Consider the following 22,951-nt stretch of genomic DNA (forward strand, 5'->3'; position numbering starts at 1 on the left):
TGGCTAGGCCTCAGCGGTAGGGCGAGATCGCGACCTGGACCAGGTTGCGGCCCTTGATGCCGTAGAGCCAGCGCTCGGAGGGGTCGATGTTCAGTTTCGAGCCACCCCCGAACCAGTCGCTGGCCAGCCCGGTGACGATCTTCCGGGACCGGAGCGGGAGCAGGTCGATCCGGTACACCGCGTCCACGTCGCTCGTGTACGCGGTGAATCCGGCGATGACGAGATCCCCACCGCGGTTGTTGACCTTGAGCGTCCGGGTGACTTTGCGCCGGGCCAAGTCGTACTCGACCAGGACGCCGGTGTTGGTGAGTGCGTAGATCGCGAACGGGGTGTGCTTCACGCCGGTGTACGCGGCGATCCCCGGCAACGGCTCGATCTCCCAGAGCAGCGTGCGGCTGCTCAGATCGAAGGCCGCCAGCCGCGCTGTCGAGGTCACCGGCGGTGCGCCGAGGCCTTCCTGCGTACTGGTTCCGAGGTACGCGACGCCGTGCGAGGCGGTCAGCGACAAGACCGTCTGGCGCTCCACGATCGGCCGGTAGGTGTCGACCTTGCCACTGCCCGGGTTGTAGACGTTGAGCGCGCCATTCGGGTGACCGGGCTCAGGCTGGGTCGACATCACGATCAGTCCGGTGCGTTTGTCGTAGGCGAGATCGCGCGGCCGGTCCTGGTTGTGGCCGGTCCTGAACAGCAGCTTCGCCTCCGGCTCGCCGATGTGGTGCGAGTACAGCGCTGCCTGCGTATAGATGCCGAGGTAGGTCGTGCCGTCGACCGTGAGCATGGTCTTGGGCTCGCCGGCGATCGGCAGCCGGGTGACCTTGGCAGTACTGAGCTCGTGGAGATCGGCTCCGCTCTTGCCTCCGACGTACACCCAACTGCCGTCGGAGTGGACCGACATCGGTGCCTCGGGCGCGGCCCGGAAGCCGCGCTGAACGTGGCTGAAGTACTCCAGTTGGCTGGTCGCCGGGTCGTAGACGAAGACGCCGGTGTCCTGCAGACCGTAGATGCGTCCCTCGAACTCGAGGATGCGGCTGGTGGCGGCCTCGAAGAACGGGACACCCAGGACTTCCAGCTTCTCGGTGGCGAGATGGTAGCGGTAGATCGTGCCGGACGGGCGGCCCGCGAAGTACACCCAGCCGTCGTGGATCAGTACGGCGACGATGTACTTCTCGCCGGGCGCTGTCGCCTTGACGATGCGGTGGTTGGCCGGGTTCGCCTTCTCCACCACGAGGAGCTCGGCCAGCGAGAGGACGCCGCCGGCGATATGAGTGTCCGAACTCGCCATGCTCGACACCCAGTCGCGATCGGCGAGGCTGGCGGGCAGCAGCTCGCGCTTCTCGCCGGTTGTGCGGTTGATCGCGATCAGGTGCGCGTTCGAGCCGACCCCGGCGTACACGTGGGTGGCGTCGGCCTGGATGCTGCGAACGTACGACTCGCCCGGCGCCGGTTCACCGAGGTCCCGGCTGACGCCGGTGGCGGGGTTGTACTCGAGGACGCGGCCGGGCTGGGACGTACCCATGTAGATGACGCCGTCGGGGGCGGACGCGATCGTCCAGATGAACTCGTCCGGATAGGAGGCGAGCTTCGTGACGGTCCCCGCGACGGTGTCGATCTTGTAGAGGTCAGAGGGGGCGTGCGTGCCGACGTACACGTCGGTGCCGACCTTGCACATCGCCCAGATCCCGACGCCGGTGGGAATTTCGTAGTGCTTCGAGATCTTGTCGGTGCCGAGGTCCCAGGCGCCGACGACGTTCGGCGACAGGCCGCGCGAACCCATGTAGAGCACATTGCCGACGAACTCGCCGTTACCCAGCGGGCTGGCGACGCTGGCCGGGCCGAGGTCCCTCAGGGTGCCCTCGGGGTCAACGCCGGCCGCATGAGCGGCGGTGGTCAGCTGGGACCCGACGGCGGTCACCGCGACGGACGAAGCGGCGGCTTGCAGAAAGCGGCGGCGGGCGATCATCTCGTTGGCTCCTCCGACGAGTGGCAGACCCATGCACAGTATTACGGCCTGCACCGTAATGTCCACGGATGGACGCTGCTCGCGATGCCCAGCGCCGGCCGGGTACACGTCCGCGGTGCCGACGACGTTGCCGCCCGCCTCGTTGAACTGTCGGAACCGAAGACTACGGTGGCTGGTATGAAGACAAGTGAATTGCTGCTCGACGCACACAGCCGGATTCACGAGGTACTGCACGAGGTCGTGACCGGGCTCGACGACAGGACGCTCGCGAGCCGGCCGGGCAACAGCGCGAACTCGATCGCCTGGCTCGTCTGGCACCTGACACGCGTCCAGGACGATCACCTGGCGGACGCGGGCGAGTACGAGCAGGTCTACACCGCGGACGGCTGGCACGAGCGACTCGGGCTGCCGCTCGACGCGGCCGACACCGGGTATGCGCACACTTCCGAGCAGGTCGAGCTGGTCAAGCTCTCCGCGGAGCAGCTGCTCGGGTACTACGACGCGGTCCACCGGCGGACCGCCGAGTTCCTGCGCACGGTGACGGACGAGGGCCTCGACCGGATCGTCGACCGCCGGTGGAACCCGCCGGTCACGCTCGGCGTGCGACTGGTCAGCGTCATCGACGACTGCGCTCAGCACTCGGGTCAGGCGGCATACGTGAAGGGCCTGCTCAGCTGAGCGTGGTCTGCCAGAGCGAGGTGCCGGCAATCAGGTAGAGCTTGTGGTCCGGCATCAGTACGGCGTCGGTCACCAGCCCCTCCGGACCTTGCGACTCCTGCACGGTCCAGTGCCCGTCCCGACCGGTGAGCACCTTCACCTTGTTGTCCTGAGCAACGATCTGGACGATCTGCTCGCCGTTGACGACGGGTGGCGGCAGCTTGTCCTTGTCGCCTACGGGGATCGACGGGACGCCTTGGAGGCGTTTCGCCGTCCCGTCCTCGTCGAGTTGCCAGATCGCGAGCTGCCCGTCGACGTACCCGGAGATGACGCAGCTCTCGGCACAGGTGGCGGTGTTGGCCTGACTGCGGTTGCCGGGCTCGGGCAGCGCGATCCGGGTCCAGCCCTGGTTGAGCTTGGTGGATCGCCAAGCGGCCGCTTCCTGGGCGACGACGTTCGGTGCGAGGCGTACTTGTGAGCCCACGAGGACGATGCCGGTGCCCAGCGTCGTACCGAAGCCGGGACCGACCAGGAGGGACGGCGTACTCTGCAGCACGGTCTTCGTCGGGTCCTGGCGGGTCCACATGCCGCCGGACTTCGGCAGCCAGACCATCGCGTCGTTGCCGGTCTCCACGCCGCCCCACGTGCCGAGCAGTGCTCCGCCGCTCGGTGTGAGGACCGCGCTGAACAGGTCACCTGCGGTTTGGCCGCCGAACGTCCAGAAGTTCTGCGGGCGTTCCACCAGTCCGGTTTGTGGGGTGCCGGTCCAGACGGTCCAGCGGGTGTTGGAGTGCGCGCCTCCGGACGCTCCGCCGAGAGCGAGGAGTTGCTTGCCGTCGTAGGCGATCGAGTACCAGATCGCTTCGAACGCGTACGGGCTCGCCGGGTTGGGTTTCACCGCGATCGGCGTGCGTTTGCCGGTGCCGTCGAGAAGCTGCAACTCGGGGACCACCTTTGCGCCGCGGTGCCGCAGGCCTATCAACAGGTCGCTGCTGTGCTGCGCCAACACGACAGGCTCCGCCGCACCCACGTCCACCTTCGACCACACCACCGGCTCCGGCGCGGCGGACTTCTCGTCCGTACACGCAGCCAGCCCCGCCGTCAGCACTCCCGCGACGACCACGATGGCAGTGCGGCGGCGCATGTCAGCGACTCTGCGGCAGCTTGGTGGTCTTCTTCCGCGGCGTGCGCGGCGCCGACGGTGGCGGCACGACCGGACCTATGTCGCCGTCCGGCGCGGTGTCGAGGTCGATGATCACCGGCGCGTGGTCGCTCGGGCCGGTGCCCTTGCGGGCCTTCCGGTCGATCCAGGCGGCCTTGACCCGCTCGGCGACCGGAACGGTGGCGAGCATCAGGTCGATCCGCATGCCGAGGTCCTGGTGGAACATCCCCGCGCGGTAGTCCCAGTAGCTGAAGATGCGGTGATCCGGCCAGCGGTCGCGGACCACGTCGTGCAGGTCCTTCGCGGCCATCAGTTCCGCGAGCGCCTGCCGTTCGGGCGGGGTCACATGTGTCTGGCCGACGTACGCCGCGGGGTCGAAGACGTCGGCGTCGGTCGGTGCGATGTTCATGTCGCCGCAGACGATCTGGTCGGCCGGCCCGTGGGCGACGACCTCCGTGAGCGCGGCGAGCCAGGCGAGTTTGTAGTGGTAGTGATCGGAGTCCGGGACGCGCCCGTTCGGCACGTAGAGCGAGTGGACGCGGATGCCGCCACAGGTCGCCGCGATCGCGCGCGGCTCCGGGTCCGGGAAGCCCGGCGCACCCTCCACGCCGATCACCACGTCCTCGAGACCGACCTTCGACAGCAGGGCGACACCGTTCCACTGCGGGGCGCCGTAGAGGCCGATCTCGTAGCCGCGGGCGGTCAGCTCTTCACCTAGCAGCGCGGTGAACGCGTCGTCCGCCAGCTTCGTCTCCTGCAGGCACACCACGTCCGGCTGCCGCTCGTCGAGCCAGTCGAGCAGCCGCGGCATCCGCTGCTTGACCGAGTTCACATTCCACGTCGCGACTCGCATCCGACCAAGGTAGCGGCAGCCGGGGACGATTTCAGCCGAGCTTGGGCGCGCGCCAGACGAGGGTGTTCAGCAGGTCGGTCGCCGGACGCTCGACACAGTTGTTGTGCCGTGGTTTGTCCTTGCGTCCCCACGCGTCGTCGCCCAGCCACGGCGGTACGCCGAACGGCAGGTCACGGTGCGGGACGGGCGCGTAGTCGGACTCGGTGAACTTCACGCCGTAGTTCGGTACGGCGCTGTCACCATCGGGATCCGGAGTCACGATCGCGCGCAGGTCGGTGATCGCCTCGCGCCACTTGTCGAGGAGCACCTTCGGCGTGCGGCTCGACGGATGCGGCACCTCGAACACCGGTACGTCGGGCTTGTCGGTCCACAGCCGCACGGCCGAGCGGGCCTGCGCCCCGAACGCGACGATCGCCTGCAGTTGCGGGCCGGTGATCAGGTCGAACAAGGTGTTCCGCCAGGCGAGCTGATCGGGCCTCGACAGCAGCGGTGCGGCCTGCTGGGCGAGGGACGGCCGGAGCGCGTAGGCGTAGGCGTTGACGAGCGCGTAGCTGCGGGTCAGGCCGAGCTTGGTCAGGAACCCCTGCACGCGTTGCCCGGCGTCGCCGACGAGCGTCCGGCCGGCGATCCGTTCGGTGGGACCGGGGTCGGACGCGATCGCGAGCAGACGGGCGGTGCCGTTCAGCCGGCCGCGGTAGAAGATCGGGCCCCAGTCGTGCCAGAAGAATTGCCGGAAATCCGCGTAACTGGGCACTGTCGCGAAGTGCCGTGCCACAGCAGCGGGCGGACCAGGATCGAAATCACCCATCGAACTACCTCCCCCTCGGCGATACTCTCATGATCAGGGGCGGCACGGGGGATTCTATGCGAGGGGGAGCGATGTTTGTACTGCGTGGAACCGTGGTGACGATGCGGCCGGACGGGGCGATTCTGACCGGCGGAGCGGTGTATGTCGGCGACGACGGGCTGATTGCGGCGGTGACCCCTGTGGATGCCGTTCCGGCGGGTTTCGACAAAGCACCGCGGATCGCTGCCGGCGGGCTGATTTTTCCGGGGCTGATCGATCTACACAATCATTTGATGTACAACAGTTTGCCGCTGTGGATGGAGCCCTCGCGCACCGTGCCGTGGACCTCGCACAATCAGTGGGGCCGCGCGCCGACGTACAGCTCGCAGATCAGCCAGCCGGCCCGGCTGCTCGGGGCGGCCGCGGGGCGAGCGTTGCTGAGGTACGTCGAGACGCGCGCGATCGTCGGCGGTACGACGTCGATCCAGGGCAATCCGCGCGGCGCCGTACCGCCGGACAACGACCTGATCCGGAACGTCGACTCGGAGAAACTCGGGACCGCGGACGATTTCATCCGGGTGAGCACGCTTGTTGCCGACAGCAAGGAGGCGTTGGCGCCGTACGTGGCGGCGGTGGCCGCCGGGCGTGGGTTCATCGCGCATTCCGCGGAGGGGTCGGATCCGAAACTGCGGTCGGAGTTCCGGCTGCTGGCGGATGTGGGGGTGGTGACGCCGCAACTGGTGGCGATTCACGGTGCGGCCTTGAACGGCGACGATTTCGCGGCAATGAAGGCGGGAAATTCCAGTCTGGTGTGGTCTCCGTTCTCGAATCTGTGGTTGTACGGCGCGACGGCCGACGTGCGCGCCGCACATGCCGCCGGGGTCCGCTTGTGTCTGGGGTCGGACTGGGGGCCGTCGGGGACGCGCAATGTGCTGTGGGAGCTGAAAGTCGCCGATCTGTGGAACAAGACCCATGCGGTTTTCACCGACGAGGAACTGGCCCGGATGGTGACGTCGAACCCGGGTGAGGCGTTGACCAAGGTCTGGCCGCGCCCGGTCGGACGGCTCGAACGCGGCGCGCTGGCCGATCTGGTCGTCGTACGGCGCTCCCCCGGCAGCCCGTACCGCAGCCTGATCGAGGCGACCGAGACCGGCATCAGGCTGGTCGTCGTCGGCGGGCGGGCCCGGTACGGGCTGCGCTCGCTGATGCAGCCGCTGGCTCCGTCGGCGACGGCGATCAAGGTCGGACGGCTCTCGCGGGCGATCGACTACGGCGATCCGGCCATCACCTGGACGAGCGTCGTCGCGGACCTCGAGAAGATCCGCCAGGACCCGGACGGCGCCTCGGCCCGCGTCGCCGCCTTCACGCTCAACGGGGAGGCGGACCCGGCGGATGCCTTCGTACTCTTGCCGGACATGCCCGCTCCTGAGCTCGGCGACGACCTCACGGCCCGGGCCGTCCCGGGACCGGTCGCCATCCCGCCGCTCGAGCCGCTCACCACCGGGCAGGCCTGGTTCGACGCGGTCGACGCCAATCCTTTCCACGACGGCCTGCTCAGCGGGCTCCGCGCGTACGCCTGAGCACGACTCGTAGTTATCCACATACTCGAAGTCACCGGTCTCCGGCGGGGCGAATCGCGGCACTCTCTTGGACAGGGAGATTCGCGGGGATTCGCACGGAGAGGAGAACGGATGGCTGATCTCGACTGTGATCCGGCGGACGTGACCGCACTGGTCGCGTACCTCCGGGACATCGGGCAGCACGAACTACTGACCTTGGAGGAGGTGAACGAGCACTCGTACTGGATCGAGGCCGGTCTGCTGGCGGCCGAGCGGCTGCGCGGCGATCCGGGGCGGCACGACCCCGGCGAGCTGCGGCAGGTCGTCGCGCTCGGGCAGCACTCGTGGCGCCGGATGGTCGAGGGCAACCTGCGGCTGGTCGTGTCGCTCGCCCGGCGGTACGGCGGGAAGGGCATTTCGCTGCTCGACCTGATCCAGGAGGGCAACATCGGGCTGATGCGGGCGGTCGAGCGCTTCGACCACCGGCTCGGGCACCGCTTCTCGACGTACGCAATCTGGTGGATCCGTCAGGCGATCGGACGCGCGATCTCGGACCGGTCGCGGCTGGTCCGGATGCCCGCCCAGGCGTACGCCGACGCGTCCCGGGTGGGGTCGGCGCGTCACGACCTGACGCAGACGCTGGGGCGTGAGCCCGGTACGCCGGAGCTCGCCCGCGCGACCGGCCTGAGCATCGCGCGGATCGAGCGGGCGCAGGCGTGGCGGGTGCACCCCGAGACGCTCGACCTCGACGAGTCCGACCCGGTGATCGACGACGACCCGATCGTGCTGCGCGCCGCGCTGCGCCGGGACCTCGCCTATCACCTCGAGTTCCTCGACGACCTGCACCAGTCCGTGCTGCATCACCGGTTCGGCCTGCGCGGTCACATCCCGTCGACACCCGAGGAGACCGCCGCTCATCTCGGCCTCAGCCCGGCCAAGGTCCGTGCCCTGGAGCGTGAGGCGCTGCGGCAGCTCCGGCGCCGCGCCCTGCCACAGCTCCGCGACTACGTCGCCTGACCGCCTGCTTGGCCCGACTGGAATGATGTGGGTGTGAGACTTCTGCGTACGTCCTGGCCGCGCGAGCTGGGCGATGCCGTGTCGGCCGCCGCCCGTGCGTCGACCGGGAGCAAGGAAGACGTGCTCGCCGCCGTGCAACTGGCCAACGGCCGATGGGCGGCCGGCACCCGCGCCGCCGTCTACCTGCCGTCGGACTCCGCGGACGCCGACCGCCGGGTGGGCTGGGAGCGGATCGAGCGCGCCAACTGGGACTCCGAGGCGTCGGTCCTGCACATCTACGAGACGACCGACTTCGGCACCCCGTTGCGCGCCACAGAGCTCAAGGTCGACGACCCCGGCCGCTTCGGCCAACTGCTCCGCGAACGCGTCGACGCGAGCATCGTCGTACAGCGGCATGTCCCCCTGGCCGGCAAGCGCGGTGTCCGCATCGTCGGCCGCCGTAACCCTGCCACCACCGACGCCGCGGTCACCTGGAACTTCGTTCTGGACAAGGGCTTGGAGCCGACCCAGCCCGGTGTCGTCGACGCCGCCGAGGCGGCACTCCAGCAGGTCCGCGACGAGTTCGGAATCTGACCCGGCAGCCACCCGAATCCCGTTTTTGTAGTTCGCCGCCCGCCTGCTAACCTACTCAGGTCCTCGGGTTCGGGGACACCAGCGAGATCACGATCCCGCCTAGCTCAATTGGCAGAGCAGCCGGCTGTTAACCGGCAGGTTACTGGTTCGAGTCCAGTGGCGGGAGCAACATCAGCCGGGCCTTCTCCCCAGAAGCCCCGGCTTTTTCCTTTCCAGGCAGGTCACGCGCGGGACCGGCCAACCGGCAAGCACCGCGGCCGCGGATGGGTTGGGTTGCGTCGGGGTCGGCAGGTTCATGGGGTGGACCGGCGGGGCTGGGTGGGGTTGTTCAGCGGGCTCGCGCTGCTCGGCGGACACGGAACCGAAACCGGCGCGACCGGCACAGCGGCGCTCCCGACACCTCCTCCCGCGCCGCTTCCGACGCCCACTCCCCCACGGCTCCCGACGCCCACGCCTCGCCTGACGCCCGCTCCTCCGTCGGCGACCTGCCCACCGTCCGGCGCCTCGATCACGGTCGAGGCCACGCTCCGGCATCGGGCTGTGGTGGTGAAGGTGACGAACTGCCGGACGCGGCCGCTCACCGTCGACGGGTACCCGAAGGTTGCCGTGGTCAACGCACGCCGCCGCACGATGAACGTGACGGTCACCCGGGGTACGTCGTACCTCGCGATCAACCCCGGACCCACGAAGATCCGCCTGGCCAGAGGCGAATCGGCCCTCGCCGCCGTCTCCTGGTCGAACACCGTAGAAGTTGCCGAGGACAAGGCCTCCGGCACCTATCTCACCGTCGCACCCCGCCCCGGCGACCAACCAGTCATCCGGCCGGTCGTCCGGCCGGTCGACACCGACCTCGGCACGACGGCGAAACTGACCCTCACCGCCTGCCGCCTCGACCTACCCCATTGATTCGCGACGAATTGATTCCGGCCAGCCTATTGGCCTAGACCGCCAAGTGGGCGTACTTTCCTCTGCAGATCCCGAGGGGGCCTCGGGGATGGAGGGGAAGGAACCCTGTGAACATCAAGAAGGTTTTCAGCACCAAGGGCGGCCGTCTGCTGGTCGCCGCCGTCCTGGGTGCCGGTGTGCTCGTCGGCGTCACCGTTGCCGCCAACGGCGCCGTACGACCCGACTGCAAGACCCTGTCGTACCCGCTCTGCGCGCGCTCGGTCGCCGCGAAGCAGGTCGTCGACAACAGCATTCCCGCCAGCAAGCTCGTCCCGGCGGACCGCGCCGCGTTCCTGAAGGACGGGAACACCCCGGACGTGTACGGCAAGGCCGGTGTCACCACGTCGTTCGCCCCGAAGGCGATCGAGAAACTGGGCGGGAAGTACTTCGAGGGTTTCACGACCATCGGCCAGTTCAAGCTGCCGAAGGGCACGTGGCTGGTGAACACGTCAGTGACGTTCAACCGCACTGTCGCGGGTGCCGCGGGCAGCATGCCGCAGGTGGGACTGCGGATCGGCCAGGCGGCGCCGAGCACCTGGGGCACGGACGTGGGCACCGTGGGTGGGGTTGCGATCTCGCCGGCTAAGGGCCATGACCTGTTCGGTTCGTCGGTGAAGGTCGTGACCGTGGACGCCGAGACCACGGTGGGCGTCTACGGGTTCGGGTACAACCACGACCAGAGCGCCGCCGGATCCGGCGAGATCACCGCGGCCGCCTCGGTCGTCGCGGTCAAGATCGGCTGACCACCCGCCACGTGACCAACGGGCCCTGACCGCCACCTGCGGTCAGGGCCTCGTCATGCTTCGGGAGGAAGCTCCTACTTCCCCTTCTTCCGGTCGATCGCCCGCTGGATACGGTGCTGAGGCTGACCGAGGATCTTCGCCAGCAGCGGCACGCGGTACTTGTACGCCGCGATCGCGCCTACCACGATCACCAGGAAAATGAACCAGCCCATGGGTGTTCCCTTCGTCCGGACTTGCCTCCATCATGCCCGCTCAGCGGTAACCACCCCTCAGTCAAACCCCTGACCGACCCCTGGTTTCACACCACACCCCCACCCACCAGATACGATCTGCCGCACACGGGGCGGTAGCTCAGCTGGTTAGAGCAGGGGACTCATAATCCCTGGGTCACGGGTTCGAGTCCCGTCCGCCCTACTCGATATCTCCGCAGGTCACGGCCACATTGACCGTGGCCTGCGGATCCTTTGGGCGACACCCGTGACATAACCGGTGACATGACCTCTGATACCGCCGCGCCAGGATGGCTACTTCAAGGGCGCCGCGAGAGCGGCCTCGCGGCAACATCACGACAATGCCCCCGGCCCGAGGCAGGCCAGACGGCCTAGAAGGTCAGATCCCCGGCGTGGCTAGGACTCCCGGCCACGATGTCGCCCGCTGCCGCGTGGTCGAACTGTCACCCGCTCGTGCAGCAGTCCCGCCGACCAGGCGGACCGAGGCGGCGGGACGTCAGGTTGTGATCTGCCCAGAGAACCATCCCAACCAGAACTCGCGAAGGTTCGGTGCGAGTGATCGCGCCTGCTGCTCGATAGGCGACCAAGTGAAGATGGTGGGCTCCCCGTCCAGTGCGACACAGAAGGGATCTCCGGTGCCGTCGTCGCCGAAGCCGAGCAGCTTCCGTCGAGCCTCGGACTCCCATCCGTTCCAGGCATCAAGATTCCAGCGCGCAACCTCTCCAAGCCGCCACATCACAAACCACTGGCCCGGCTTGTCAAAGATGCCGTCCGTCGCCTCATACAGTCCGCGCAGCTCGGCCGCGAACGTGATGTCGAGCCGAAGCTCTACGGCCGCGATCTCACCAGCGTCGGCGGGAGGCTGCAGCTCCAGGCCGTCGTCCGCGGCTTGCAGTGTCTGTCGCCAGGCGTCTGCGTGCATGGCCAGAAGCCTCTCACGCCCCCCTGCGACGAATGCAGAAACCAAACTGCCGCTGAGCCACATCTTGCCCTCACTCGCCTGTGGCGCGGTTCCTCCGTGAACGAAGGGGCCCGCGGCGCCTGCCCGTGCCGTTGGGACGCTGCTGTACCAAGCGGACGTCGTGCCTCAGGCGGCCGACATCCTGTGCCAGCTTCGACAGCATCGTCAGGTGCCGGTCATCAACAGATTCCGGACTCGACGCCCCCACAACCATCAGGGCTTCCAGTCGGTCGAGCCGCTGCGCCAGTTGCGCTTCCCGCTCGTCGAACCGCGGCCGCTCGACGACCCGTCCGGAGAACAAACTCTGGAACAAGATGAACGTCGCCGCCGAGCCGATCAGCCCGGCGCCGATGTTCACCAGTGCGTCGCCGACGAAGTCCGGCACCGTCGTACCGCCGATCCGGCTGTACAGGAACCCCACAGCCCCGACCGCGATTCCACCGCCCAGCACGACCAGCGGCAACAGCACCTCCACCGACCCGATCCGGCGATCCACCCACTGCTTCATCATGCTCGTGCGCGCCACCACCGCGACCACCAACATGACCCCGACGGTCGCGAGCGAGACACCACCCCAGAACCGGTACTGCTCGTCGTTGCTGGTCGAGGTCAGCAATGACGAGTGCACGAACCGCGTCTCCGGCCCGTACTTGATCTCCACCCATGTGCTCGAATCCCGGGTGAACTCCCCCTGCACCTCCCGCACGACCGTCACTTGCTGGTTCTCGTGCAGCGTCTCCGTCTGCGCGCACGCCGTACTCGGGCAGGTCCGGACGATCGCCTCCTTCCGCACGTAGCTCACCTGCGCGCCGGTAACATCGGGTACCCCCGCGAAGCCATACCCGTACGCCGCCAACGCCAGAAACAGCACCGTCAGCAGCGCACCCAGCGAGACGAGTCCCGCGACGATCAGTCCGACTACACGAAGGATTCGCACCACCTGAGTATTGCGGGTTCAGGTGCGAAGGGGACGGGTGCTGCCGCAGGGCGACACGACCGATGAACCGTGCGCCTGCTGCTCGCGGAGCCGGGCCGTTCGGGGCGGGCGTGGACCAGGCAACGGGCTCGAAGAGCAGCCGGTCGAATGGGTGAGGACCTCCTGGCTGAAGGGGCCAGGAGGTCCTCGGGCAGGTTAGCGGGCTAGGGCTAGGTGACTGTTTCGACCACTAGGGAGCCGGTGCCGACGGTGACGCCGGCTTCGGTTTGGACGGTCAGGGTGCCGGTGAGTTTGCGGCCGGCGCCGGGATCGTCGAGAACGGTCAGAGTCGCGGTCGGCGACCATGAGGTGCCAGAAGGATGGCTGGCGTTGGCGTCGTTGCTGGTCAGCGAGCCGAGCGCCGGCGACACGTAGGAGTCGACGAGGTCGTACTCCGTTGTGCCGTTCGGTACCGAGAATCCGTCGACCTGGATCCGGTAGAGGCCCGCCACCGGGTTGGCGAGCGTGACCTGTTCGACGGCCGTCGCGCCACCGCTCGCCCCCACGGGCGCGCACGTCGGCGTGCAGCGGAAGACGACCAGATCGATGTCCGCCCGGAGGTCGGACGCGTTCCCGGTCCGGATCGTGTACGACGTGACGCCTGCAGGCAGTGTGACGTCGAACGTCTGCGACTGCAGATGCCCGACCGTCGGACGCTGGGTCTGCGTGCTGGCCAACGCACCGCCGCCGACGAGCCGGCCGGTGAACCCGGCGAACTGGTTGGAGACCGTGTAGCTACGGACCAGCGGCGTACCGAGAGTCGCGGCTGCCACGATGTCCGGGTTCGGCGAGATCACCGTGCCGAGGACCGTCGCGGTCAGGCCGAACGGCGCATCCAGGACGTCGGAGGTACGGCGCGCCTCGACCACGAGCTCCCAGACACCGGGCTGCGGGTTCACGACGGTGCGACTGTGCGGTGTTCCGTTGGCGCAGCCGCCGCCCGAGTCGGGGTCGTAACAGCTCAAGCTGGACGTGCTGTCCAGCGGCAGGCCCTGTGGGGTGTAGCGGAGGAAGCGGATCTGCCCGGCGCCGGCCTGGTCGCCCCCGCCGGTCATGTCCACCTTGAGCGCGCTCGCGCCGACCGGCACCCGCACGAAGTAGTGGCGGGTGGCGTTGCGGCCGACCGTGCCCGACGCCTGGAACGAGTACGCGTTGGCCGCCGTGAGATCGTTCGGCACGAACACCGCGTTCATGGTCATCAGGTCGACGCCCGGAGTGGTCAGGTCGTCGAGCTGCAGGACGGCCGAGTGTGCGCCGGGACTGGACGGGTCGACGCGTACGGCGAGGTCGACCGGGATGTTCAACGGCAGATTGACCTTGTCCCGTGAGGCGAAGGTGCCGTCGTTGCCGATCCACCGCACCACGTGCGGAATCGACTTGGCCGGCCCGCTGGTCCTGGTCAGGGTGTACGTACGGGAGTACTTCACCCCGCGAACGACGCCCTCGCGATCGTGGATGCCGACGCCGACGTTCGGCGTGGCGAGCTGGTCGCTGAGGACCGTGTTCACCGGCACGGCCGCCGTGATCGCGTTCGGCCGCTGCCCGGCGCGAAGCTGCGTCCAGGCCGACGTCACCTGGAACAGCCCCGCGCCTTGCTCGTACGCGCCGAGCTGGGACTGGTACGCCGCACTCGACCGGATCGCGCTGCGCAACGCGGCCGCGGCCGGCCGGCTGCCGAAGGTCGCCTTGTAGGCGCTGACCAGCAGCGCGCCCGCGCCGGCGGCCTGCGGGGCGGCCATCGAGGTGCCGTTCAGCATGGAGTAGCCGGGCGGCAAGGTGTACGTGCCCGGGACCGGCCCGCCACCCTGCCACAGTGGCGTGGTGGAGATCGCTGCACCGGGCGCGACGATGTCCGGCTTGAAGCCGCCGTCCTCTCGCGGACCGCGGGACGAGAACGGGTGCAGGCCCTTGCTGTTCAACGGGTCCGAGCCGTAGTTCGCCAGCCAGGTCTCCCTGGTGATGTACGACCCGACGCTGATCGAGTTGGTGGCCACCGACGGATCGCCGACCGAGTTCGCTCCCGCGCCGCTGTTGCCGGCCGAGATGAAGATCTGCATGTTGAACTCGTCGATCGTGCGGTTGTAGAGCACCGCCCGCGCGTTGTTGCCGTCGTTGAGCCCCGGCAGGCCGCCGATCGAGATGTTGACCACATCGGCGCCGTTGTTCGCGGCGTACAGGACGCCGTCGATGAGGCCGCTGCTGGTGCAGGACGTGGTGGTCAGGCAGACCTTGACCGCCATCAGTTGCGCGCCCGGGGCCGCACCGCTCATCTGCCCGCCGAACAAGCCGTTGGCGGCGGTGATACCCGCTACGTGGGTGCCGTGCTGCGCGCCGGCGATCCCCAGGTTGACCACCGAGCCCGCGTCCACTGCCGGGTTGTACACCGATCGATCGGTCACCACGACGAACGGAACGCTCTCGTTGACAGCGGTCGCCGGGTTGTCGGTACCGAGGTGCCCGGTGTCCCGGTTGACCTTGAAGTCGATCATCGGGGTCTGGTCGGTGAAGTCGCCGTCCTGGTCGATGTCGACGTACACCTGTTTGGTGGTGCGGTCCTGCAGTACGCCGATCGACTCGGCCGTCACGCCGTCACGGTCGACGTCACCACCGAGCTCGCCCTGGGCAAGCTCGCCCGCCGCCTCGCGCAGCAGGCCGAAGGCGTACGGCCCGCCGGTCGCGGGCGCGATCCAGGTACGGCTGACGGCCGTGAAAGTACCGGTGAATCGTCCGGCGGTGCTGATCCAGGTGGCGTCCCCCGAAGCCGGCGAGTTCGCGTTGTACCAGTCGACGATCTTCGGCAGACCCGTCGTCGTGGTCTTCAGCGCCGGTACGTCGAGATCGATGCCGGAGTCCAGGATCGCGATCGTGGTGCCGCGACCGTCCCAGGCCGGATTGGCCAGACCGAACTGCGCGGCCTGGGTGTCTCCGGTCGGCAGGTACGGGTTGATCCGCGGCGTGGTCGCACTGGGCGGCGTCTGCGGGATCGGCGACTGGGCGCCTTGCGGCTGCGGATCGTCGCGCGGGATCAGGCCGTCGACGTCGACCGCCTCGACCGCGCTCAGCCTGGCGGCCTGCTCGGCTTTCCCGGTGGGAATCTCCACCTTGAGGTAGTCGACGGCGCTGTCGGTCTTCAGCACCACGCCGCCGAGCGCCCGCAACTGGTCGGCGGCGGCCGCCAACCGGTCGCGCTCCGCCGCGACCAGCAGCGTCACGGTCTTCTTGCCCGCGGCCTGAGCCGCGGCGATCCTCGACCGGTCGAGGTCGCCCAGGTACTTGTCGGATTTCGGATGCGGATGGGCCGCTCCCGCGCCGGCCCGTGCCGAGTCCCCCGGTTGTGCGACCGCGCCCGGAAGCGCGGTGACGGTGGCTGTTGCCAGCCCGAGCACCGCGGCGAGCACGGCAGCGAGCCGCATCTTCCTGCGATGCGCAGGCAAAGTCGTCAGAGTCATTTCGGTCCCTCCCCTGGCCCGATGAGCTAGGAGCAGTGCACTCTGTCCGGCCGACCAGCGCAAGAGCCTGACGCCGCCCGGACCAACGAGCCACGCCGGGACCTGATCGGAAACGCGTCTAGCGGGTCAGGTAGGCGTCGATCTCGGGGAGGAGTTCGGGGAGGGGGCGGTGCATGTCGAGTTGGAGGTAGTCGGTAGGTGGGCGTTCGATGCGGGTCATCGCTTCGAGGAACAGGGGTGCGCCGTCCACCAGGTCGTCGCCGAGGTCGGGTGGTAGCTGGTCGAGGCTGCGCCGGTGGGTTCTGAGGCGCGGCCGTCGCCGGAGTCGGTCGTCGAGGAGCTTCAGGTCCTGGATCTGGCACTCGATGTAGCTGTACGTCGCGTCGTGTTCCTTCGCGATTCGCAAGCCCTCGGCCACGATCCTCGGCCAGAAGCACGGGCTGTCCATCACCACGTGATGGCCCTGGGCAAGCACGTGATTCGCCTGCGCGTACATGACCTCGTAGGCCGCCTTGGTGCTCGCGGTGAGGTCGAAGCCCGCGTCGAGGACCGCGGACTTGATGACGTCGTAGTCGACGACGACCGCACCGTGGGTGTCTGAAACGTGAGCGGCGACAGTGGATTTGCCGGCGCCGGGAACGCCCGACATCTGCAGCAGGAACATCGCCCTCCCCTTGATCCGTCCGCGTCCGATGGCGAGCCACCCTAGCAACGCACCTGTCGGGGTTGACCCTGACGTAGGGGCAACCCTCCAGCATGCCGGTATGACGATGCATGAAGCAGCGGAGGTTCGCGCGGCGAGTACGTCGAGCGAGGACGGCGTCAGGATCTCGTTGGCGAGGGGTGGGCGCGGGCGGGTGCTGGTGTTCTGTCCTGGGTTGAGTTCGACGCAGGCGGACTTGCAGGAGCTTGTGGGGCTGCTGCGGCGCGACTACGACGTGGTGACGTTCGACCTGCGCGGCCACGGCCTGTCCTCGGCCGCGGACAGGTACCTGTTCGAGGACTTTCTCAGCGACCTCGAGGCCGTGATGTCACACCTCGCGCCGGAAAGGCCGTTGCTGGTGGGTTACTCGCTCGGGGCGGATCTGGCGGTGCACTACGCCTCTGAGCATCCGGAGCGTGTGGGCGAGCTCGTGCTGATCGATGGAGCGAACCCGGTGCCCGAACCGTTCGTCACGGAAGAGGATCTGCCGATGTTCCGCGGCCTGTGGCAGCAGATGGCCGACCAGCAGACGAGCTTGCGCGGTACGGCGCGGCAGGTGCTGCTCGACGCGCAGGAGATCCTCGAACTGAACATCGAGATCGACTCGGTGCGGTCCCGGATCCTTGATCGGTACCGGATGATCGCCCGGCCGATCACCATGATCATGTCGACGGCGATGGCGGGTGGCAGCAGTGAGGGGCGTGCGGCCGCGCTCAATCAGAACTGGCAGGCGGGGCTCGAGCGGCTGGTACGCGACCGGCCGCAGATCACCACGTTCCGCCTCGACGCCGACCACGGGCTGGTCCTGACCCATGCGCAGCAGATCGCCGACATCATCCGCAGTACGTCGATCTAGGAGACTGATGCGGTGCTGACGATCAGCGAGGTGGCGAGGTACGCCGGGGTGACCGTGCGCGCGGTGCGGCACTACCACGCGAAGGGACTGCTGCCGGAGCCCGAGCGCGACTACTCCGGCTACCGCAGGTACGACGCCAACGCCGTGATCGACCTGATCAAGATCAGAACGCTCGCCGAGGCCGGCGTACCACTGACTCGGGTGCGCGAACTGATGCACGCTGACGACGCGCAGTTCGCGTCGGCGGTCGCCGAGATCGATCGCCGACTGCAGGACGAAATCCGGCAGCGGGAAAGGCGGCGGGACAGCATCGCCCGGCTCGCCGCCGGCGATCACCTGACACTGCCGATTCAGGTGGTCGACTACCTGGAGCACCTGCGGGCGCTCGGGATCGACGAACGAATCGTCCGGGCCGAGCGCGACGGCTGGATCGTCCTGGCCGCGCAAGCACCCGAGCAGGTCCCGGCGTGGATGGCACGCAAGCAGCAACAGATCGCCGACCGCCAACTGATCAACTTCTACAAGATCCTCAGCCAGGCGCTCGACCAGACCGAGGACGACCCGAGGCTGGCCGAGCTGGCCGACGAACTGGCCGCTTACTTCACCCACCTGGCCTCTGAACACGGCGAGCCCTATCTCAACGACACCAACCTCGATCGAGCCCTGGCCGACCTGATGGACACACTGGCACTCGACACCATTCCGCCTGCCCGTCGTCTGCTCGCACTCTTGAGAGAACGCGGCTGGACCGGCTGGACCGAACTAGAACGTGCCTCTACCCGACGTCCTGTCTGAGGGCCGTTGCCCCGCCGGTTGTGGGTTCGGAGATCCTGCACGAGCAAGGCGGACGACTCGCGCTCGGCTACTTGCTGGGTGGTGGGGTCGAGGTGATGCGCGTCGTGACGACCGAAGAACGCTGGATGTCGCCGGCCCGCAGAGAGCGCTCGGGTCGACCGTTGATGTCCGGCGGTCCGTCCCTGGTGACGACGGTCCGGCTGCCTAGGAACCGGCCGTCCGCCTCGGCGATCAGCAGGTCCGTGCGGTACCCATCGCCCTCTCGGCCGATGGCACGGGCGCGGCGGCCGTCGACGGTGACGACCTCGTCGAGCAGTTCGATGCCGGGTAGCTTGCGGACGGCCTGATACAGCGCGGCCCGGAGATCGGCCGGTACGACGCCGAGGCTCAGGACGCTTGCGACGCGATGCCAGGCCGCAGTGTCGCCGTCCATCGGTGCCGGGTCCCGGCGCAGCGCGGCGAGCAGGGCGTCCGGGTCGCGCGGCTGCGCCGCGAGGAACTCGAACGTGGTGTGGGTCCAGCTCGGCTCGCAGGTCAGGCCGACAGAGCCGGGGCCGATGGTCGGGCAGTGGTTGAACGCGAGGCCCGGCTTCGTCGTGACGAACAGGTAGGGCGCGGTCTTTCGCGCCAGTGCACGGGCCTCCGGACTCGCGAACTCCACGCGGGAGGTCGGCGCGATCGCGGTGGGATACGGCGGTTTGCGATCGGACGCGATCCAGGTGGTTCGACCGCTGTACAGCGTGGCGCGCAACCGCGGGTTCGACCCGAGCGGGACCAGCCGGGTGCTTTCGACGTCGATCTGCAGGTACTTCCCTGCGGGGATCGGATCGTCGGGTTCGGCGCTGGTCGCCGCGGCGGCGTCCGCGAGGAACGTACCTGCGTCGGCGACCGTTCCCGCGGGTGTCGCACCGCCGCGTTCGACCACATCGGTTACGAGAATGCCGCCGGCCAGCGTGACGGCCAGCGCACCTGCCAGCAGCATCCGCCGCTGCCCGAACACCACGCGGGTGCGGTCGGGCTTCGGAGTGACGAGTCGCCGGCGGGCGGCGGCGAGTACCTCGGGAGCAGCGGCCGCGGTGTCCTCGCGGTAGCGCTTGAGCAGGTCCAGGTCGTTCATGACGGGTCCTCGAAGGATGGGCCGAGCGCGGCGCGGACGGATTTGCGCGCTCGGTGCAGACGGGAGCGGACGGTGCCGACCGGGATGTCCAGGGCGGCTGCGATCTCGGCGTATCCGAGGTCTTCCCAGGCGTAGAGCAGCAGGACATCGCGCTCCTGCTCGCGGAGTCCGGCGAGCGCCCGGGTGAGTGCGCGTTGTGCCGCCTCGGCATCGACCCGGGAGGCGACCTCGCCGGCGAGCGGATCGCCGTAGTAGCGGCCGGCCGGCTCGGAGCGGGCATACGCGCGGTACTGACGGACTTCGGAACGGCGTCGTCGATGGATCAGGTTGGTGGCGATCCCGTACAACCAGGGCAGTGCGCCGTCGGCGGGACCGACGTACCGGTCCCGGCGTTCGTAGGCGATCAGGAACGTCTGGCTGAGGAGGTCGTCCGCGTCGGCGGTGCTGAGGCGACGGGCGACGTATCGGTGGATCGTCATTGCGTGGCGGTCGAACAGCAACGCGAACTCCTCCCGGGTCGCGCCGCGGATCACATCGGCGTCCGCCGGTGGTTCGGAACCAGCGACGGGAACTGTGGGGACGGCGGGCTGCATACCTGTTTCTGCCCGCTCCCCCACATTCGGTTCCCGCTCCATCGCCGGAGTCTGGCATGGGTTCGGGTGCGGCATGCTTGGAGTCGTGCCAGCGGGTGACGAGATGCCTGACCTCAGGCGAGTGCTTCGGGATTCGTACGGCGTTCGCGCTGCCGAACTGCATCGCATCCCGGCGGGGACCAACACGGTCAACTACCGCGTCGTCGACGAGGACGGGCGGCGGTGGTTCGCGAAGGTTTACCGCGGCAACCTCGAGCGAGAGCGCGCGGCGATCGAGCTGACCGAGTTCGTGCGCCGTGGCCGGGTCCCGGTGCCTGAGGTACGGCGGACGCTCGCCGGTGACCTGATCGACGAGGCCGTGCCCATGTCGCTGTGGGAATTCGTCGAGGGAGAGACGGCCGAGGGCGGACTCACCGGACCGCGCTGGCCCGCGGTCGGAACGGTCGTCGGCCGGCTCCACCGTCGATTGTCCGAGCATCCCGCGGCAACCCCGACCCTCCGCCCGGCGGTCGAGGCACGCGACGTCGTGCGCTCGGAGCGGAATTTCGACCGGTTGATCGCGAGCTTGCGGGCGCGTGCGTCGTTGAGCCCGTTCGAGGAGTGGGCGTGCGAGGCGGCCCAGGAACGGCGAGCATTGCTAGGCAGGGCCGGCGAGATCCTCGAGGGCCTCCCCGACCTGACCGTCCAGGTCCTGCACGGCGATCTGGCGTCACCCAACCTGATGCTCCGCGACGACACGGTCGCCGCAGTCATCGACTTCCACCCAGGACGGCCGAACTTCACGGCCTGGGAGATCGCGCGGATCGGCTGCGACCCCCGGACGGTCATCCTCGGCGACCAGTGGATCGACGGCCTCGGCGAACTCCTCCTCGCCTACCGAGACGAACACCCCGCAGCACGCGTGCAAGATCTAACGTCCACAGTCGCCGTCGGCTGCGCCTACACCCTGGGTTCGACGTTCCCGCTGGCCGAACCACCCCCGGTAGGACCGTCACTCGAGCACTACGCGCGCGCCCGCCACCAAGCCGCCCTCGTGATGCTCGAACGCCTACCCGAAGTACAGGAAGAATTGCACGACCGCCTCGGACCGCGACGCGGCTAGATCGCTCCGGAGATTGCGCGGTTGCGGAGTTCGGCCTTGTAGGCCTCGAGGGCGATCAGTTCGCCGAACATGCGGTTGTACTCGTCCGCGCGGTCGATCGGGTTCGTCCGCTGGAGCTTCGACTTGAGGTCGGCGATGCGGCGCGCGCAAGTCAGCTCCTGCAGCCGTGCGAGCAGGGCCTGCGCGTACTGCTCGTCGGGATCCCGGCCGAGCCGCAGCGGGTCCACGGCGAGCGCGCCGACGACCGCGGCCGCCGGATCGTTGCCGATGGCATCGCGTACGGCGACCACCCAGGCCTCACCGGGTGGCGCCGCGGCCGGCCCGCCGACCTTCGCCATCGCGGCCCGGATCGCGGCCAGCCACGGATGCGTGAAGTCGTGGTCGTCCAGCTCGTCGAACGCGACCCCGACCAGCGCCGGGTGCTGCATCGCGACCTTCAGCACGTCCCACTCGATCACGAACCGCTGGTCCCGCGGCGACGGGACGTCCACCCGCGGCGCCGGCGCGGCGCTCACCTCCGGGACCGTGTGGCGGCTGCCGTTGCGGTCGCCGGGCCGATCGGCCGGGGCCGGGCGCGACGCCGCCTTGTACACCTCGGACCGGACCTGGTCGACCTCCATGCCCAGCTGCCCGGCCAGCTCGCGCGTGAACGCGTCCACCTTCGACCGGTCGCGGATGCTGATCACGAGTCGCGCAGCTTCCCGCAGCGCGTCGATCCGGGTGTCGGCCCGATCCAGGTCGTACTTCGACAACACGTTCCCCAGCACGAACCGGTACAGCGGGACGCGCCGCCCGATCAGCTCCCGAACCGCGGCGTCCCCCTTCTGCAGCCGCAGGTCGCACGGATCCAGCCCGTCCGGCTCCACCGCGACGTACGTCTGCGCGGCGAACGCCTGGTCCCCCGCGAACGCCTTGAGTGCCGCGCGCTGGCCGGCGGCATCACCGTCGAAGGTGAAGATCACCTCGCCGCGGAACTGGTCGTGATCGAGCAGCAACTGCCGCAGCACCCGCGCGTGGTCCTCGCCGAACGACGTACCGCAGGTGGCGACCGCGGTCTGCACACCGGCGAGGTGACACGCCATCACGTCGGTGTAGCCCTCGACCACCACGGCCTGCCGGCCCTTGGCGATCTCGCGCCGGGCGAGGTCCACGCCGTACAGGACCTTGGACTTCTTGTAGATCGGCGTCTCGGGCGTGTTCAGGTACTTCGCCTCGATCCGGTCGTCGTCGAACAACCGGCGCGCCCCGAACCCGATCACATCCGACGACGCGTCCCGGATCGGCCACATCAGCCGGCCGCGGAACCGGTCGTACAGCCCGCGCTGCCCGTCGGCGGCCAGGCCGGACGCGACCAGCTCGGCGTTCGTGAAGCCGCGCCCGCGCAGGTGGCTGATCAGCGCCTCGCCGCCGCGGGGCGAGAAGCCGACCCCGAAGTACACCGCCGCGTCCTTGTCGAAGCCGCGCTGGTCGAGGAACTGCCGGCCGGGCGACGCCTCCGGCGCACCGAACAGCTGGTCGACGTAGAACTCGGCCGCGACCTTGTGCGCCTCGACGAGCCGCGGCCGCTGGTTGCCCGGACCGCGCTGCAGCGGCGCGCCGGAGTCGTCGTACCGCAGCTGGATGCCGACCTTGGCGGCCAGCGTCTCGACCGCCTCGGAGAACGTGATCTGGTCGATCTTCTGGATGAAGTCGATGACGTCGCCGCCCTCTTGGCAGCCGAAGCAGTAGAAGAACCCGCGCGACGGCGTGACGTTGAACGACGGCGACTTCTCGTCGTGGAACGGGCAGAGGCCCTTCAGGTTGCCCCCGCCGGCGTTCTTCAAGGTCACGTACGAGCCGACGACGTCGTCGATCCGGGCGCGCTCGCGCACCAGCGCGATGTCCTCTTCCTTGATCCGGCCTGCCACCCCGCG

21 protein-coding genes and 2 tRNA genes are annotated in these 22,951 nt (G+C 68.7%); 11 read left to right on the top strand and 12 right to left on the bottom strand.

The genetic code is table 11. From position 1 onward, the window contains the following. Positions 1-10: 10 nt before the first annotated feature. Positions 11-1,993 carry a PQQ-like beta-propeller repeat protein gene (locus BJY22_RS32780; RefSeq protein WP_202891364.1) on the bottom strand — a complete coding sequence of 661 codons (1,983 nt, stop codon included), beginning with the start codon at positions 1,991-1,993 and terminating at the stop codon, positions 11-13. Between the two features lie 144 nt (positions 1,994-2,137). Here BJY22_RS32780 and BJY22_RS32785 point away from each other — a divergent pair, with 144 nt between their 5' ends. Continuing rightward, the gene (locus BJY22_RS32785; protein ID WP_167214670.1) at positions 2,138-2,638 is read left to right on the top strand and encodes a mycothiol transferase; all 501 of its coding nucleotides are present in this window, start codon (positions 2,138-2,140) and stop codon (positions 2,636-2,638) included. On the opposite strand, the gene BJY22_RS32790 is transcribed toward BJY22_RS32785, so the two are convergent. The 3 genes from BJY22_RS32790 to BJY22_RS32800 are packed head-to-tail and all read right to left on the bottom strand — an operon-like array spanning position 2,631 to position 5,440. Then, positions 2,631-3,761, bottom strand: a complete 1,131-nt coding sequence (locus tag BJY22_RS32790; RefSeq protein WP_167214673.1) for a hypothetical protein — start codon at positions 3,759-3,761, stop codon at positions 2,631-2,633. The two genes, BJY22_RS32785 and BJY22_RS32790, sit on opposite strands and share 8 nt — an antisense overlap. A 1-nt stretch (position 3,762) precedes the next feature. Then, on the bottom strand, positions 3,763-4,632 hold the full coding sequence (locus tag BJY22_RS32795; protein WP_167214676.1) for an exodeoxyribonuclease III: 870 nt from the start codon (positions 4,630-4,632) through the stop codon (positions 3,763-3,765). Positions 4,633-4,663: 31 nt separating this feature from the next. Beyond that, positions 4,664-5,440, bottom strand: coding sequence for a uracil-DNA glycosylase family protein (locus tag BJY22_RS32800; protein WP_167214679.1), 777 nt, complete (start codon positions 5,438-5,440; stop codon positions 4,664-4,666). Positions 5,441-5,511: 71 nt separating this feature from the next. Between BJY22_RS32800 and BJY22_RS32805 the strand changes: the two genes are divergently transcribed. From BJY22_RS32805 to BJY22_RS32830, 6 genes are all read left to right on the top strand, one after another. Further along, positions 5,512-6,999 carry an amidohydrolase family protein gene (locus BJY22_RS32805; protein ID WP_167214682.1) on the top strand — a complete coding sequence of 496 codons (1,488 nt, stop codon included), beginning with the start codon at positions 5,512-5,514 and terminating at the stop codon, positions 6,997-6,999. A 111-nt stretch (positions 7,000-7,110) separates the two neighbouring features. Then, complete coding sequence (locus tag BJY22_RS32810; RefSeq protein ID WP_167214685.1) at positions 7,111-7,995, top strand: sigma-70 family RNA polymerase sigma factor; 885 nt, start codon at positions 7,111-7,113, stop codon at positions 7,993-7,995. A 33-nt stretch (positions 7,996-8,028) separates the two neighbouring features. Further along, positions 8,029-8,568, top strand: coding sequence for a hypothetical protein (locus BJY22_RS32815; RefSeq protein ID WP_167214687.1), 540 nt, complete (start codon positions 8,029-8,031; stop codon positions 8,566-8,568). A 93-nt stretch (positions 8,569-8,661) separates the two neighbouring features. Further along, positions 8,662-8,734, top strand: a tRNA-Asn gene (locus BJY22_RS32820). A 134-nt stretch (positions 8,735-8,868) separates the two neighbouring features. Continuing rightward, the gene (locus BJY22_RS32825; RefSeq protein ID WP_167214690.1) at positions 8,869-9,474 is read left to right on the top strand and encodes a DUF4232 domain-containing protein; all 606 of its coding nucleotides are present in this window, start codon (positions 8,869-8,871) and stop codon (positions 9,472-9,474) included. Between the two features lie 107 nt (positions 9,475-9,581). After that, a complete protein-coding gene (locus BJY22_RS32830; protein ID WP_167214693.1) occupies positions 9,582-10,256 on the top strand; it encodes a hypothetical protein in 675 nt (224 codons plus the stop codon). 74 nt (positions 10,257-10,330) lie between these two features. Here BJY22_RS32830 and BJY22_RS32835 read toward each other — a convergent pair whose 3' ends face one another. Next, on the bottom strand, positions 10,331-10,468 hold the full coding sequence (locus BJY22_RS32835) for a hypothetical protein (RefSeq protein ID WP_167214696.1): 138 nt from the start codon (positions 10,466-10,468) through the stop codon (positions 10,331-10,333). Between the two features lie 128 nt (positions 10,469-10,596). On the opposite strand from BJY22_RS32835, the gene BJY22_RS32840 reads away from it, so the two are divergent. After that, positions 10,597-10,670 (top strand) — tRNA-Ile (locus tag BJY22_RS32840). Between the two features lie 312 nt (positions 10,671-10,982). Here the strand turns inward: BJY22_RS32840 and BJY22_RS32845 are convergent. From BJY22_RS32845 to BJY22_RS32860, 4 genes are all read right to left on the bottom strand, one after another. Next, the gene (locus tag BJY22_RS32845) at positions 10,983-11,471 is read right to left on the bottom strand and encodes an SMI1/KNR4 family protein (RefSeq protein ID WP_167214699.1); all 489 of its coding nucleotides are present in this window, start codon (positions 11,469-11,471) and stop codon (positions 10,983-10,985) included. Positions 11,472-11,478: 7 nt separating this feature from the next. After that, a complete protein-coding gene (locus BJY22_RS32850) occupies positions 11,479-12,384 on the bottom strand; it encodes an SH3 domain-containing protein (RefSeq protein WP_167214702.1) in 906 nt (301 codons plus the stop codon). Positions 12,385-12,593: 209 nt separating this feature from the next. Next, on the bottom strand, positions 12,594-15,872 hold the full coding sequence (locus tag BJY22_RS32855; protein ID WP_238350530.1) for a S8 family serine peptidase: 3,279 nt from the start codon (positions 15,870-15,872) through the stop codon (positions 12,594-12,596). A gap of 118 nt (positions 15,873-15,990) precedes the next feature. Next, entirely contained in the window at positions 15,991-16,536 is a 546-nt protein-coding gene (locus tag BJY22_RS32860; protein WP_167214704.1) for a P-loop nucleotide/nucleoside kinase family protein, read from the bottom strand. Between the two features lie 100 nt (positions 16,537-16,636). On the opposite strand from BJY22_RS32860, the gene BJY22_RS32865 reads away from it, so the two are divergent. After that, positions 16,637-17,431: an alpha/beta fold hydrolase gene (locus BJY22_RS32865; protein ID WP_202891365.1), complete on the top strand. Its 795-nt coding sequence runs from the start codon at positions 16,637-16,639 to the stop codon at positions 17,429-17,431. Between the two features lie 12 nt (positions 17,432-17,443). Then, positions 17,444-18,226: a MerR family DNA-binding transcriptional regulator gene (locus BJY22_RS32870; protein ID WP_167214709.1), complete on the top strand. Its 783-nt coding sequence runs from the start codon at positions 17,444-17,446 to the stop codon at positions 18,224-18,226. 67 nt (positions 18,227-18,293) lie between these two features. On the opposite strand, the gene BJY22_RS32875 is transcribed toward BJY22_RS32870, so the two are convergent. Further along, positions 18,294-19,343 carry a CU044_5270 family protein gene (locus tag BJY22_RS32875; protein ID WP_167214712.1) on the bottom strand — a complete coding sequence of 350 codons (1,050 nt, stop codon included), beginning with the start codon at positions 19,341-19,343 and terminating at the stop codon, positions 18,294-18,296. Next, positions 19,340-19,978: an RNA polymerase sigma factor gene (locus BJY22_RS32880; RefSeq protein ID WP_238350531.1), complete on the bottom strand. Its 639-nt coding sequence runs from the start codon at positions 19,976-19,978 to the stop codon at positions 19,340-19,342. Before BJY22_RS32880 ends, BJY22_RS32875 begins: the two co-directional genes overlap by 4 nt. 61 nt (positions 19,979-20,039) lie before the next feature. Here BJY22_RS32880 and BJY22_RS32885 point away from each other — a divergent pair, with 61 nt between their 5' ends. Continuing rightward, positions 20,040-21,038, top strand: a complete 999-nt coding sequence (locus BJY22_RS32885; RefSeq protein ID WP_167214715.1) for a phosphotransferase enzyme family protein — start codon at positions 20,040-20,042, stop codon at positions 21,036-21,038. Here the strand turns inward: BJY22_RS32885 and dnaG are convergent. After that, the gene (gene dnaG / locus BJY22_RS32890) at positions 21,035-22,945 is read right to left on the bottom strand and encodes a DNA primase (protein WP_167214718.1); all 1,911 of its coding nucleotides are present in this window, start codon (positions 22,943-22,945) and stop codon (positions 21,035-21,037) included. The genes BJY22_RS32885 and dnaG overlap by 4 nt on opposite strands. Positions 22,946-22,951 lie beyond the last annotated feature (6 nt).

The organism is Kribbella shirazensis (assembly GCF_011761605.1).
Taxonomy (GTDB): domain Bacteria; phylum Actinomycetota; class Actinomycetes; order Propionibacteriales; family Kribbellaceae; genus Kribbella; species Kribbella shirazensis.